This is a genomic window from Caballeronia ptereochthonis (assembly GCF_001545075.1).
Lineage (GTDB): Bacteria > Pseudomonadota > Gammaproteobacteria > Burkholderiales > Burkholderiaceae > Caballeronia > Caballeronia ptereochthonis.
On sequence record NZ_FCOB02000002.1, the window covers coordinates 233,211 to 245,679 of the forward strand.

The following is a 12,469-nucleotide window of genomic DNA, read 5'->3' on the forward strand; positions in this document are numbered from 1 at the left end:
CTTGCGAAGTAGTTTCTTTTTCTGTCCCTCCAGCGGAGGTGCGTCATGTCAATGTCAGCCACACTCCAGGACTGCCTGCGCAGCAAGGGCTCGCAGTACGAAATCGTGCGTCATCCGTACAGCCATTCCAGCGCCGAATCCGCGGCGGCCGCCCATGTTCCCGGCGATCGCCTCGCCAAAACAGTGCTTTTTGAGGACGAGCAGGGCTATGTGGCGGCCGTGCTGCCATCGACCTACGCCGTGCGATTGTCCGAGCTTTGGACAAGGACCGGACGCCATCTCATGCTGGCCAAAGAGCCCGACCTGCGGGAGTTGTTCAAGGATTGCGATGCGGGAGCGCTTCCGCCGGTATGTACGGCGTATGGCATGCAAACCTATCTCGACGAGAGCCTCGCTCAGCAGCCGGACATTTATTTCGAGGCCGGCGATCATGAACAGCTGATTCACATGGGCACGGATCAATTCCTGCATCTGATGGACCAAGCCGAGCGGGCGCGTTTCGCCCGGCGCATGCAGGGTATGTCAGTGTGACCGGCGCCAGTAACGTTTGCGAACGGCTGGTGCGGGCGGCGAAGCTAAATAACCGCGCGATCTGCGCGCGCGTCGAGGCCAGTTCGAAGTGCTGCGTTGCAGCATGAACAACGCAACAACGGCAGCGAGGCGAGGCATGGCTTCCCGCGCTGCTCGGCAAGGAGAGGATGTCGCGGAGCGGCCATGCAAGGCGGCATCTGAACTGGAACGGTGCGGCTATCTCAATCGGATACTGGCAAAGACCGACATCCAGCGGCAGGCCGGACTGGCTTCCCTGATGTTGGGCGATGGGCTTCGACTCGCGCGTTGATTAGTCCCGGCGCCGATGCCCCGTTTGTTTCGCTGATCACTTTCGGCCACTATCAGACATTCGAAGGTTATGACCGGATTGGCGACAATCGTTGGCATGTAGGTGCTGCCGAACGTTAGCTCAAGCCATCGGCCACTATTGCCGCGTGAGCATCAGGTTCAGGTTCTGCACCGCAGCGCCGGATGCGCCTTTGCCGAGATTGTCGAAAACCGCGGACAGCAGGACATGCCCGTGTTCCACGTTAGGAAATACGCTTAAGCGCATGTCGTTCGTACCGTTCAGCGCTTGCGGATCCAGGCGCGCCAGGACACCCGCTTCATGCGGCGGCAAGACACGCACGTGCGCCGCGTCCGCATAGTGAAGCGCGAGGCATGCGTGTAACCTCGCGCCGTCCACGTCGGGTGCGAGCAGCCGCAACTCCAGCGGCACAGTCAGCACGATGCCCTGACGAAACGCACCATACGCAGGAACGAAGATGGGCCGCTGCGCGAGTCCGGCGTGCGTCTGAATTTCCGGGGTGTGCTTGTGCGCGAGTTCCAGACCATATACCTGGAATGAAGGCGCGTTGACGGCATCTTGCCCCTCGTGTTCCTCTACGCCCGCACGACCGCGTCCGGAGTAGCCGGACACCGCATGAATGCTGATGGGGTAGTTGCCTGGTATGAGCCCAGCCTGCAACAGGGGACGCAGCAAGCCAATTGCCCCCGTCGGATAGCAGCCGGGATTGGTGACCCGACGGGCGCTCGCGATGCGCTCAGCTTGTCCGGGCGTCATTTCCGGAAAGCCGTATGTCCAGCCCGGCTGTGTGCGGTGGGCCGAACTTGCGTCGATGACTCTGACGGCAGGATTAACGATGGCGTCCACGGCCTCGCGTGCGGCGGCATCAGGCAAACAGAGAATGGCGATGTCGCAGGCGTTGATGGCTTCTGCGCGACGGCGCGCATCTTTGCGTTCCGCGGCTGCAAGCGTGAACAGCGTGATGTCGGTCCGATGGCGCAGCCGATCGTGGATTTGCAGTCCGGTGGTGCCTTGGTCGCCATCGATGAAAACAATGGGAGCGCTCATACGCGGAATACTCCGAGTGGTTGTAACGGGCAGAACGAGCACCCATGTTCCCTGAACCGCTAGAATAGGGAAAGTTGAATTTCATAACCTGAACATTCAGGTTTTCTGAATCTGGACGCCGACATGCGAGAGATCAGCCTGGACCGCTTGCGCACTCTGATCGCGATTACCGAGCGTGGCTCATTTGCCGACGCGGCGCGCGCGTTGAATCTGGCGCCTCCGACGGTCAGCCTCCATATCGCTGAACTCGAGGACCGCATTGGGGCGCCACTTCTGTCACGGAAGCGCGGGCAGGTAAGGCCGTCGGCGATAGGAGAGGTGCTGGTGGAGCGCGCGCGTCGACTGCTGGCCGATGCGGAGCAGGCGTTGGACGATATTCAACGCCAAGTGCAGGGGCTCGAAGGGCGCGTGCGGCTCGGTGCGTCGACCGGCGTGATCGCGTACTTGCTGCCGCAGGCGCTCGAGGTGCTGCGCCGGCACAATCCCGCAATCGATATTCAGCTTGCGGTGTTCACGTCGCATGAAACGCTGTCCCGATTGGCGGATGGGACGCTGGATGTCGGGCTGGTCGCGCTGCCTCAGCCCCCCGTGGCCGGACTCGTGATAAAGCCTTGGCGCCGCGACCCCGTGATGGCCTTCGTGCCGGCGCATTGGCGGTGCCCCGCCCGTGTAACGCCTGAATGGCTCGCCGCTCAGCCTCTCATTCTCAATGACGCGACTACGCGTCTCTCGCGCCTGACGGCGGAGTGGTTTGCGACCGCGGGGCATCATCCTGCGCCGCGTATTCAGCTCAACTACAACGACGCGATCAAGAGTCTGGTAGCGGCAGGGTATGGCGCTGCGCTTTTGCCCCATGAGGCCACGACGCCATTACCCGACAGGCGCGTCGTCATGCGTCCGCTGCGCCCGGCGTTGTGGCGTCGACTAGGCATTGCACACCGTGCAGGGCACGTCGAGCGTGCCACTCAACACGTACTCGATGCCTTGTGGGATCTACGATTAGCGTAGGCGCTGCCAGTTGCCGTTTCGGTTCGCTCTCGCCGGACAGTACGCTTATTGCACGCGGCGCCGAACGGGTTCGAATCGGCTCACCATACCGGCTCTGGTCGGCCAACAAAAGACATTTGCCTTCGGTCCTACTGCGACATTCAGGCGGCGAATTCGATTTTGTGCGGTATCGATCTCGATGGGTCAGGGCCTGGGAAGCGCGTCCATCTCGGAGGCCCGCGCCAGTGCTTGCGTGTCGACGTACTCCCGGATGTTCGTCAGTTTGCCATTCCGAACGGTAATGGCGAAGACCCAATCGTCCTCGAACGTCCTATTCGTGGCTATGATTCTCCCCCTGGCGAAGCCGACGACCAGAACCCGGTCTCCCTGCGCGACTGATTCGCGGGGCTCCGTCAATGACGTTTCCATCGTTTCGGATTGCGTCTGAAGCAAATCCGCCAGTCCCGCGTGCCCGTGGTGCGTGCCAGCCAGCGGCCAGTCCTCGCCCGGAATGATCCACTCGATATCTTCGGCACACAACGCCAGCAGACCTTGCTTATCGCCGCGGCCGATTGCTGCAAAAAAGTCTTTCACAATCTGGACATTCTCTTCAATGCTCATCGAAATGTCTCCATTTCCCTTACATCGGACATGCGCGTCGGAGGGGAGGCCCTTGGCGGTCTCCTGCGCACCCAGAACTGCCGCAGGGGGTGACGAGGCCCGAGAGGCCGGGGCGACCGGGTTACTGCCGGCGTCGCCCTCGCTTTAATCAAACTGTGGCTGCCCTTTGTCCACGAGGCAGGATCGCATCAAAATTTGCGATCACGATTCATCAGTCGAACTTGACCAAGTCCTTAAAGATCAGTTGACCCCAGCTATTTCCGCGCGCCTGTACAAGCAGTCCACCTTCCGAAAGCCCGCCAAGTTTGATCGGCGAGAAACCGAGATTTTCCGCAAGCGCACCAATCTCCGCTGCGGCGCCGTCATCATCGCTCGCCAAGAACACGACTCTTCTGCCACCATGTACGGCCGGGTCTTGGGCAAGGACGGCAGCGCCCAAATGATTGAAGCCCTTAACCAGTTTTCCACCCGTGAAGGCCTGCGCGACGGCCTTGGAAGAAGGTTGCCCTCCCAGTTCCTCTGGGGGCACGCCGTAGGCATTGGTCACATCGACGATAGTCTTCCCCTGCCAGGTGGGCAGCGCCCTCGCGACATCCTGGTGCGACTCGAAACGGACAGCCAGAAAGACGATGTCCGCCTTGACCGCTTCCGCCAGTTTTTTGGGAATGATCGTGGGTCCGATCGCGGCCGCAGCGGATGCAAAGCTTTCCGGGTCGCGAGTGGTTGCAACGGATACTTCCATGCCGCTTCGGGCAAACGCCTTGGCAAGAGCCTGGCCGATCTTGCCGAAGCCGATAATTGCGTAGCTCATATATTCTCCTTCGGTTTACCACGCCCTACGGGCTCCGAATATCGAATGGAGTGACCAGCCGGGCGTAGCGCGTCAGATTTGCGCCAGACCGCCGTCGACGGCGACCTCGCTGGCGGTCATGAAGCTGCTGTCCTGCGACGCGAGAAAGGCGGCCACCGCTCCGATCTCCGCAGGATCGGCCATGCGCTTGAGCGGATTGAGCGAGGCGAAGACCTTCATGCCTTCCTCGCCTAGCGCTTCCACGGCGAGTTCGGTCGCCGTCGGCCCGGGCGACAGCACGTTTACCCGGATGCCAGTGCCCTTCAGGTCCTCCGCCCAGGTCCGCGCGAGGTTGCGCACTGCGGCCTTGCTCGCGCTGTAGGCGCTGAATGCCGGGGCGCCCGTGGTGCCGGCGCTCGATCCGGTCAGGATGATCGAACCGCCCACGCCCATCAGCGGCAGCGCTTTCTGGACCGTGAAGATCGAACCCTTCACATTGGTGTCGAAGATTTCGTCAATGTGCCCGGCGGTGATCTTGCCGAGCGGAAGCTGGCTTCCGGCCCCGGCATTGGCGAAGACGATGTCGAGGGTTCCGCGCTCGGCCTTTACCGCCGCGTAGAGTCGGTCGAGGTCGGCCAGATCGGAGACTGAGCCCTTTACCGCGCGGGCATTGGGCCCGAGGTCGGCCACAGCGGCGTCGAGCGCTTCCTGCCGGCGGCCGAAGATGAAGACGAAGGCGCCCTCCTCGATGAAGCGCTTTGCTGCGGCGCGGCCGATGCCGGTAGCGCCACCGGTGATCACGGCGGTCTTTCCATTCAGTCTGTTCATGTCATGCATCCTTCGAAGCAAAAGCGACAAACACGATTCTGGGGCTCTTGATCCATGAAGCCAATTGACTGAATATCTATAAGTACCATCTACTCTTTAGATACTTATGCTCGACAACGTCACTATCAATCAACTTCGGGCCTTCGTCGCCGTGTGTGACCAGGGAAGCTTTTCCGGGGCTGCACGGGAACTGAGGCGTGCACAGTCGGCGATCAGTCACGCGATCAACGCGCTCGAGAGTGCCTTTGATGTGGTGCTGTTCGAGCGCAACACCCGCAAAGCGACGCTGACGGCCGCGGGCCGCAGCCTCCTGCCTGATGCTCGTGGGGTGATCTCACGTACCGAGGAAATGAAGATGCGCGCGGTTTCGATTGCTGAAGCCGGGGTCCCGCAGGCCTCGATTGCCGTGGATACCTATTTTCCGCGTGCCCACCTGATTGAATGCCTGCGCACCCTGCAGGCGGACTTTCCAACGGTTGCAATCAATCTGCGCATGACGACCATGCAAGGCGGCGAGCGTTTGGTTCTCGAAGGCACGTGCGCATTGGCCGTGACGATCACGGACGTGCCGGAGCTGAGCCCGGCTACCATAGAAAGGCAGCATTTATGTGAAGCGCAAATGGTGACCGTCTGTGCGCCATCGCATCCGCTGGCCGCAATCGCAGGGCCGATCCAGCGGGAGGAATTTGGCCGGCACATCCAGCTCGTCGTAACCGACAATCAGCCCGATGCGGAAAAAACACAACAGGGGGTGGCCAGTGAACGCCAGTGGCGGGTGAATGACCTCGGCGCGAAGCACGATCTGCTCAGGGGAAGCTTGTGCTGGGGGCACATGCCGCATCATCTGGTTGCGGAAGATCTCGCGAATGGAACACTTGTCGAACTCCAACGGCGCGCATGGCACATGCGCCCCCTCACCTTTATGATCTCGCAGCGGCGCGGGTACTCGTTTTCCGAATGCGAGACACGGCTGGTCGAGTTCCTTGGCAATGCTCAGCGCTTGCCAAAGGGTGCCAGCCAGCGCTCCGTCTCACGCAAAGTGAAAAAAGCCCGAAGGCCCGCCACGAGTGAGCAGCAGTCAGTACGGCCTGCCGCTCCTCGACGGATGTCCGCAAAGTAGATAAACAGCAGTCTGCTTTCTGGAATCTTCAGTGGCTGCAACGGGGCGTGAGCGTGACTTCGCAACCAGCGAAGGCCGGCCACCTGTCTCCATCTGTGAGTCACGAGCGATCGTTGCACCGATCGATGTACTCACGAATCAACTGCTCGTCTCGCCCGGATGCTCCCCGTCCTGCGGATTGATCGCGTGGAAGACCTTTTGATCGCGGCGGCGTCGGGAGCGCGCCATCCACGACTCAGTCAGCGTGCCGCCACGCGTATCAGTCTTGCCGCCGGACCCGGCTTCGCCGGCGCGTCTGCCTGGTCAGCGGCGACGCGCCACTTCGGAAACGTCCCGGAGCTGTCGACTTTCCACGGCTCGCCCATTTCGTCGACATATGTCGCGCTCGCGCTTCGTCCTGCCGCTGACGCGCGACGTAGCGCGTCCGGCGCAGCGCGTTCGAACGACCGGCTGCCGTGTTCGTTAAAGACTGTCGCAAGCGGCCGCCGCGCCTGACCCGACCGGCTGAGCGGCGCGGCAAGCGGTCCCGCGGGCGCGCGCAGCACTGCGTCGGCAGGCTTGCGGCCGGCGAGGATCGCGCCGAGCAGCGCGGACGGACCGCTCGAAGCCGATGCTTCGTTGGCCGTATCGTCGGCGCGCTTCGCGGTCGGCGCGCTCGGTGAATCGAGTGCGAGCGGTTCGCTCGCGCCGTCGATCTGCACGACGAGGAGGACGTGCCAGTCGTCCGGCGTGTTGTGGTAGCGCGGCGCGAGCGACACGAGCCGCAGCCGGGCGATGTCGAAACCCGCGTCGCGCAGCAGCAGGTATTTGGCGACGGCAAAATCCTTGCACACGCCGCTTTCAGCAAAGAACCGTGCCGGCGCGTAGTAGCTGCCGTCGGTTCCGTCACGGTAGCGGACCTCGTTGACGAGCGCGTCGGCGAGCAGCACGGCTGACAGATCGCCGGCCTTCACGCGCTCTGCCCGCACCTGCGCAACGAGGCGGGTCCAGCCGGCGGGTTCGCGCGTCAGGTGGCTGCGCAGCGCTTCGCGCAGGCGCTGCACGCGGCCGATCGCATCCGACGATGGTTCGAGCTTCCTGTCGGCGAGCGGCAAGAGAAACATCAAGTCGCCGACTTGCGCGAGTTCCGGGCGGATCTTGCGGTTGGCTTCCCACCACGTGCCGGTGCGCAGGCGCTCGATGCCAGCTTTCAGCGCGTGCGGTGTGGCGGGATCGCCAGGACCCGAGTCACGCGCGCCGGCTTCATAGCGTTGCGATGCGGTCGGCAGGTTCGCGGCGCCCGCGGCGGCGGGACAAAGCACCGCGGCCACGAACGAGCACTGGAGAAAGCAGAGGAGCAGTCGAGCGAGCGGCATATGTAGACTCCTGAAAGCCACACCGGGCGCCGATGCGTCCGGTGTTTCGAAGCCTGCTGATGCCGTTTTACGGTATTCGGCGCAACGCCGGCTCTAAACCAACATTGCATGCGACGTGCCAATTTGTCCTGTCGCTCTACACCATTGATTAAGCGCGAAATTGTCCTTGCGGCGCGCGTGCTGCAATTGCCTGGTGACGCCGGTCGACCAACAGATACGCGTTTCCTGTTGGCGTTGTCCGGACACATCGAGTTGACGGAAGTCGAAGGCCGTGTCTCCTCCGGAACCTTGAACTCCATGGTCTGCCGAGATGGATAATCGCATCGACTCCGTTCGTGTCGACAAACCTTTGCGGCGCGACTCATCAACGGACGTTCGAAGCACTGCGGAAGCAGCCATGATGTCGCGCAAGGCCGAAGGGCGGATGCGAGGTCGGTTTCGGCCGGGCGCTACGCTACGGCGCCAATGGAGCAGAAGCTGGCATGGGTCAGATACTGGCCTGGTTCACGCGCTTGGTCAGTTCCTCGGCACTTTCCTTTCGTTCGCTGTACCGATCGACCAGATAGGGACCAATGTCACGGGTCAGCAACGTGAACTTGACCAGTTCCTCCATCACGTCCACGACACGGTCGAAATAGGCTGACGGCTTCATGCGGCCGGCTTCGTCGAATTCCATGAACGCCTTGGCCACCGACGACTGGTTGGGGATGGTCAGCATCCGCATCCAGCGGCCGAGCACGCGCATCTGGTTGACCGCATTGAACGACTGCGAGCCGCCGCTCACCTGCATCACGGCAAGCGTCTTCCCCTGGGTTGGCCGGAGCGCGCCGACCGAAAGTGGAATCCAGTCGATCTGCGACTTCATGATGCCGGTCATCGCGCCGTGCCGCTCCGGCGAGCACCAGACCATGCCTTCCGACCACAGCACCAGATCCCGCAGCTCGGCGACCTTGGGATGGCTGTCCGGCGCATCGTCCGGCAGCGGCAGGCCGCTCGGGTTGAACGTGCGGACTTCGGCGCCCATGGCCGTGAGGAGGCGCGCGGCTTCTTCGGTCAGCAAGCGGCTGAAGGAGCGCGCTCTCAGCGAACCATAAAGAAGCAGGATACGCGGCGGATGCGGCGACGCTTTCGCAGGCTGCAGGCGGGCCAGGTCGGGAACGCGGAGCAGCGCCGGGTCGACTTGCGGCAGTTCAGTCGTGAGATCGGACACGCTTGCCCTTCGCGAGGTCCCGCAGTCCGGGTTGTGATCGATGATGACGTCGCTCATGTTGTTTTTTCCGTATTCCTCAGGCGCATTCGTACCAGTCTTTCGAACGATTGACGATGCGCACCACCAGCAGCATGACCGGCACCTCGATCAGCACGCCCACGACCGTCGCAAGCGCGGCACCTGAGTTGAAACCGAACAGGCCGATCGCGGTGGCGACAGCCAGTTCGAAGAAGTTCGATGCGCCGATCAGCGCCGATGGGCAGGCGACATTGTGCGTTTCGCCGACCGCGCGATTGAGCCAGTACGCAAGGGCCGAGTTGAAGAACACCTGGATCAGGATCGGGATGGCCAGCAGGACAATGACCAGCGGCTGCTTCAGGATGGCCTCGCCCTGGAACGCGAACAGCAGCACCAGCGTCGCGAGCAGGGCGGTAATGGACCAGGGGCCGATCTTCGCCAACGCTGCATCGAATGACGCCTGTCCCCTGGCGAGCAGCAACTTGCGCAGGATCTGTGCGAGGACCACCGGGATCACGATATAGAGCGCAACGGAGGTGAGCAGTGTCGCCCAGGGCACCGTAATCGCGGAGATGCCGAGCAGCAGGCCAACGAGCGGCGCGAAGGCGACCACCATGATGCTGTCGTTCAGGGCCACCTGCGACAGCGTGAACAGCGGATCGCCGCCGGTCAGCCGGCTCCAGACGAACACCATCGCCGTGCACGGCGCAGCAGCCAGCAGGATGAGGCCCGCGACGTAGCTGTCGAGCTGCGCGGCAGGCAGCATCGGCGCGAAGAGGTGCTTGATGAAAATCCAGGCAAGCAACGCCATCGAGAACGGCTTCACCAGCCAGTTCACAACGAGCGTAACGCCGATCCCCTTGATGTGCTGACGGACTTCATGCAAGGAGCCGAAGTCGACCTTGACGAGCATCGGGATGATCATCACCCAGATCAGCAGGCCGACCGGGAGATTGACCTGGGCGTATTCCATCCGGCCGATCGTCTGGAAGACGCCTGGCAGAATCTGGCCGAGCACGATGCCGGCGACGATGCACAGTGCAACCCAGACGGTCAGGTATCGCTCGAAGAAGCTGATGGCCGGTTTCGAAGCGGTGCTTCTCGAAGCGGCAACATTGGGGGTGTTCATGGGACGACTCGGCGGAGAAGGGTTCAGCTTTGCTGGATGTCGTTCAGCGCTTGCTGAAGCCCGGCATCACTCAGACGGTCCAGCGGAAGTTCAAGCAACTGCAGCATGCGATAGCCGATCGCCTGGCGTGTGAGTTCGAACGCCTGCCGCTTGCCTTCATCGCCGCCTGGCGCGTTCGACGGGTCGGCATAGCCCCAGTGGACCTTGACCGGGCTACCTGGCCAAAGCGGACATTGTTCGGCAGCCGCGCTGTCGCAGACCGTGATGACGATGCGCATTTGCGGAGCGCCGTCATTCGCGAATTCATCCCAGCTCTTGCTGCGATAGCTTTCCTTATCGAGACCCGCGTTCGTCAGCGCTTCGAGGGCGAACGGATTGATGCGACCGCTCGGGGCACTGCCTGCGCTGTACGCGCGGACGTCCTTGCGGAGCTTCCGGGCCCAATGGTTCAGCATGCCCTCGGCTAGCACACTCCGGGCGGAATTGTGAGTGCACAGGATGAGTACGTTCGTGGTCATGGCGGAAGGTGCCTTATTGCTTGCCGATATCGTGGGCGGCCTTGTTCACGGCCGCGGCGTCCAGTTTCTCGAGAGGCAGCGAGAGGAATAGTTCGATCAGGCGCTTCAATGTAACAGCGGCGTCCCGGATCGCCTGCTGCTTGCGCTCCTCATTGCGTTTGACCGAAGCGGGATCGGCTAGATACCGAATTTCTGCAGCGCTTGCAGCCGTAGGGATTGACCCGCCCTTGGGGTGACTGCCTGCGGAATACGCCTTGAAGCGGCCACGACCCGATTGATTCATCAAGCCTTCGCCCAGGATGAATCGAGCCGAATTACCCGTACAGATGAACAGGACGTTGTAGATTCTGTCAGCCATGACGTGCTTTCAGCAGCAAGCCGAACCGACGGGTTTCACAGGAACACCGACGGGTTTGCCACGCGGAGCGCAGCAAGCCGATGCCGATGCCGCTGTCGACGGCGATTCCTGCCGGCTTTCGCCATAGACCAACGCGCTGTCGAGCGTATGGAAATGTTCCCAGGCGATGCCCTGTGGATCGACAATCCAGTGCTTGTCGCTGCGCGCATAGCAGCACGTGGTTTCGCCCTGATCGAGCAGGGCCATGTCCGCGGCCTTCGCCCTCTCCGAGAGCTCGGCCAGCTCCCCTGCGTCCTCCACCTGGAAGCCCAGGTGGTCCACACCGACCTTCGTGCCACGCGTCGAAATCGCAAAATTCACGCGAGGATCGTCCAGCATCCATTTCGCGTAATCTGCTTCGACGCGCGCCGGTTCCGCGGCGAACAGCTTCGTATAGAACGCGACACTGACTGCAAGATCGTCAACGTGGACATGGATGTGAAACCGCTTCATGAAGGTTCTCCGTCAGCATTTGCATGAGTCCGCGCCCGGCTCAAGGCAAGCCTGGCCCTGGCAGCAGTTTTCGGTCAGAAAGCCCAGGAGCGCATTCATCTGCTCGAAGGCGGTCCGATAGATCAGGCTGCGCCCATCGCGCTCCTGCGTGATCAGGCCCGCGTGCATCAGCTCTTTCAGATGAAAGGACAGCGTCGCGTTGGGAATATCGAGTTGCTCGGCGATGGCGCCCGGCGTCAGCCCTGCGGGACCGGCCACGACCAGCATCCGGAACACACGCAGGCGAAGCCCGTGAGCAAGCGCCGCAAGGGCGCGGATGACATCGTTCTCTTCCATATTTCCAATATAGTAGAAATGATGACGCGAGGCAAGTGAGTGTGAATGCCGGTGACCCGCACCGACCGATGCGCGACTCGTCGATGCAGGCGCCGCGGAAGACGGCGCGCACCGGGCGCAGCAACTCGCGCTCACGGAGTACCGCGCGGGCCTCGCGGTCGGCAGACTGACGCGCGCTTTCTCTCGTCCAATTATCTGACATGTCAGTCATAGACCGAACAGGTGATGCAATGAATCCGGCCACGCAACCCGCGCCGCTGCAAGGCGGGAAGCTCGTTCTTGCGACACTCGCCGTCGCGCTCGCTACCTTCATGAACGTGCTCGACTCGTCGATCGCCAAGGTCGCGATTCCGACCATCGCGGGCAATCTCGGCGTCTCCGTCTACGAAGGCGGTGGCCGGCCCGCTGATTCCATCGCAAAAGCCGGCGCGCCCGGTTCGTCAATCATCATACGCATGCAGAAACCTGGCTAATCATTCCGCCAAATCCTAGCCATCGTCCGACCATTTTCATTTGCTGGCGCCGTCGCAGACAATAATCGCGAGAGCATCGGCCTGGCCCCTCGAATTCGGGAGATCCGCAGATGAAAGGGCACGTGACGGTTGGCGTGATTGCACTCGCTTTCGCAGCGCTGGTCGCCGGCTGCAGCGGCGGCGGTTCGGGCTCGGACCCCGGCTCGACTACCCAGGGCGCTGCGCCGGCGTCGAGTCCATCGTCCGGGCCGTCAAGCCCGTCGGCCGCGTCGGATGCTTCCACCGCATCGAGCCCAGTGGCTGCTTCGAGCCCAGCGGCACCGGCATC

General features: G+C 62.3%; 14 protein-coding genes and 1 pseudogene. 4 read left to right on the plus strand and 11 right to left on the minus strand.

Annotation, left to right across the window (positions count from 1 at the left end; translation table 11 throughout):
• Positions 1–45 precede the first annotated feature (45 nt).
• Positions 46–531 carry an aminoacyl-tRNA deacylase gene (locus tag AWB83_RS03040; RefSeq protein WP_087042766.1) on the plus strand — a complete coding sequence of 162 codons (486 nt, stop codon included), beginning with the start codon at positions 46–48 and terminating at the stop codon, positions 529–531.
• 445 nt (positions 532–976) lie between these two features.
• Here AWB83_RS03040 and argC read toward each other — a convergent pair whose 3' ends face one another.
• Positions 977–1,906 carry an N-acetyl-gamma-glutamyl-phosphate reductase gene (gene argC, locus AWB83_RS03045; RefSeq protein WP_087042767.1) on the minus strand — a complete coding sequence of 310 codons (930 nt, stop codon included), beginning with the start codon at positions 1,904–1,906 and terminating at the stop codon, positions 977–979.
• 123 nt (positions 1,907–2,029) lie between these two features.
• On the opposite strand from argC, the gene AWB83_RS03050 reads away from it, so the two are divergent.
• The gene (locus tag AWB83_RS03050) at positions 2,030–2,914 is read left to right on the plus strand and encodes a LysR family transcriptional regulator (protein ID WP_087042768.1); all 885 of its coding nucleotides are present in this window, start codon (positions 2,030–2,032) and stop codon (positions 2,912–2,914) included.
• A gap of 183 nt (positions 2,915–3,097) precedes the next feature.
• Here AWB83_RS03050 and AWB83_RS03055 read toward each other — a convergent pair whose 3' ends face one another.
• From AWB83_RS03055 to AWB83_RS03065, 3 genes are all read right to left on the minus strand, one after another.
• A complete protein-coding gene (locus tag AWB83_RS03055; protein WP_087042769.1) occupies positions 3,098–3,514 on the minus strand; it encodes a nuclear transport factor 2 family protein in 417 nt (138 codons plus the stop codon).
• A gap of 211 nt (positions 3,515–3,725) precedes the next feature.
• Complete coding sequence (locus tag AWB83_RS03060; RefSeq protein WP_087042770.1) at positions 3,726–4,325, minus strand: NADPH-dependent F420 reductase; 600 nt, start codon at positions 4,323–4,325, stop codon at positions 3,726–3,728.
• 72 nt (positions 4,326–4,397) lie between these two features.
• The gene (locus AWB83_RS03065; protein WP_087042861.1) at positions 4,398–5,132 is read right to left on the minus strand and encodes an SDR family NAD(P)-dependent oxidoreductase; all 735 of its coding nucleotides are present in this window, start codon (positions 5,130–5,132) and stop codon (positions 4,398–4,400) included.
• A 106-nt stretch (positions 5,133–5,238) separates the two neighbouring features.
• Here AWB83_RS03065 and AWB83_RS03070 point away from each other — a divergent pair, with 106 nt between their 5' ends.
• Entirely contained in the window at positions 5,239–6,252 is a 1,014-nt protein-coding gene (locus tag AWB83_RS03070) for a LysR family transcriptional regulator (RefSeq protein WP_087042771.1), read from the plus strand.
• 239 nt (positions 6,253–6,491) lie between these two features.
• On the opposite strand, the gene AWB83_RS03075 is transcribed toward AWB83_RS03070, so the two are convergent.
• From AWB83_RS03075 to AWB83_RS03105, 7 genes are all read right to left on the minus strand, one after another.
• A complete protein-coding gene (locus tag AWB83_RS03075; RefSeq protein WP_087042772.1) occupies positions 6,492–7,607 on the minus strand; it encodes a transglutaminase-like domain-containing protein in 1,116 nt (371 codons plus the stop codon).
• A gap of 487 nt (positions 7,608–8,094) precedes the next feature.
• A complete protein-coding gene (gene arsH / locus AWB83_RS03080; protein ID WP_374729048.1) occupies positions 8,095–8,874 on the minus strand; it encodes an arsenical resistance protein ArsH in 780 nt (259 codons plus the stop codon).
• 19 nt (positions 8,875–8,893) lie between these two features.
• The gene (arsB, locus tag AWB83_RS03085; RefSeq protein ID WP_087042773.1) at positions 8,894–9,964 is read right to left on the minus strand and encodes an ACR3 family arsenite efflux transporter; all 1,071 of its coding nucleotides are present in this window, start codon (positions 9,962–9,964) and stop codon (positions 8,894–8,896) included.
• Positions 9,965–9,987: 23 nt separating this feature from the next.
• Positions 9,988–10,482, minus strand: coding sequence for an arsenate reductase ArsC (locus AWB83_RS03090; protein WP_087042774.1), 495 nt, complete (start codon positions 10,480–10,482; stop codon positions 9,988–9,990).
• 13 nt (positions 10,483–10,495) lie between these two features.
• Positions 10,496–10,840, minus strand: a complete 345-nt coding sequence (locus tag AWB83_RS03095) for an arsenate reductase/protein-tyrosine-phosphatase family protein (RefSeq protein WP_087042775.1) — start codon at positions 10,838–10,840, stop codon at positions 10,496–10,498.
• Between the two features lie 9 nt (positions 10,841–10,849).
• On the minus strand, positions 10,850–11,332 hold the full coding sequence (locus AWB83_RS03100; protein WP_087042776.1) for an ArsI/CadI family heavy metal resistance metalloenzyme: 483 nt from the start codon (positions 11,330–11,332) through the stop codon (positions 10,850–10,852).
• 12 nt (positions 11,333–11,344) lie between these two features.
• A complete protein-coding gene (locus tag AWB83_RS03105; RefSeq protein WP_087042777.1) occupies positions 11,345–11,668 on the minus strand; it encodes an ArsR/SmtB family transcription factor in 324 nt (107 codons plus the stop codon).
• Positions 11,669–11,898: 230 nt separating this feature from the next.
• Between AWB83_RS03105 and AWB83_RS03110 the strand changes: the two are divergent.
• Positions 11,899–12,060: pseudogene (locus AWB83_RS03110) on the plus strand (DHA2 family efflux MFS transporter permease subunit); the annotation flags it as partial.
• Positions 12,061–12,469 lie beyond the last annotated feature (409 nt).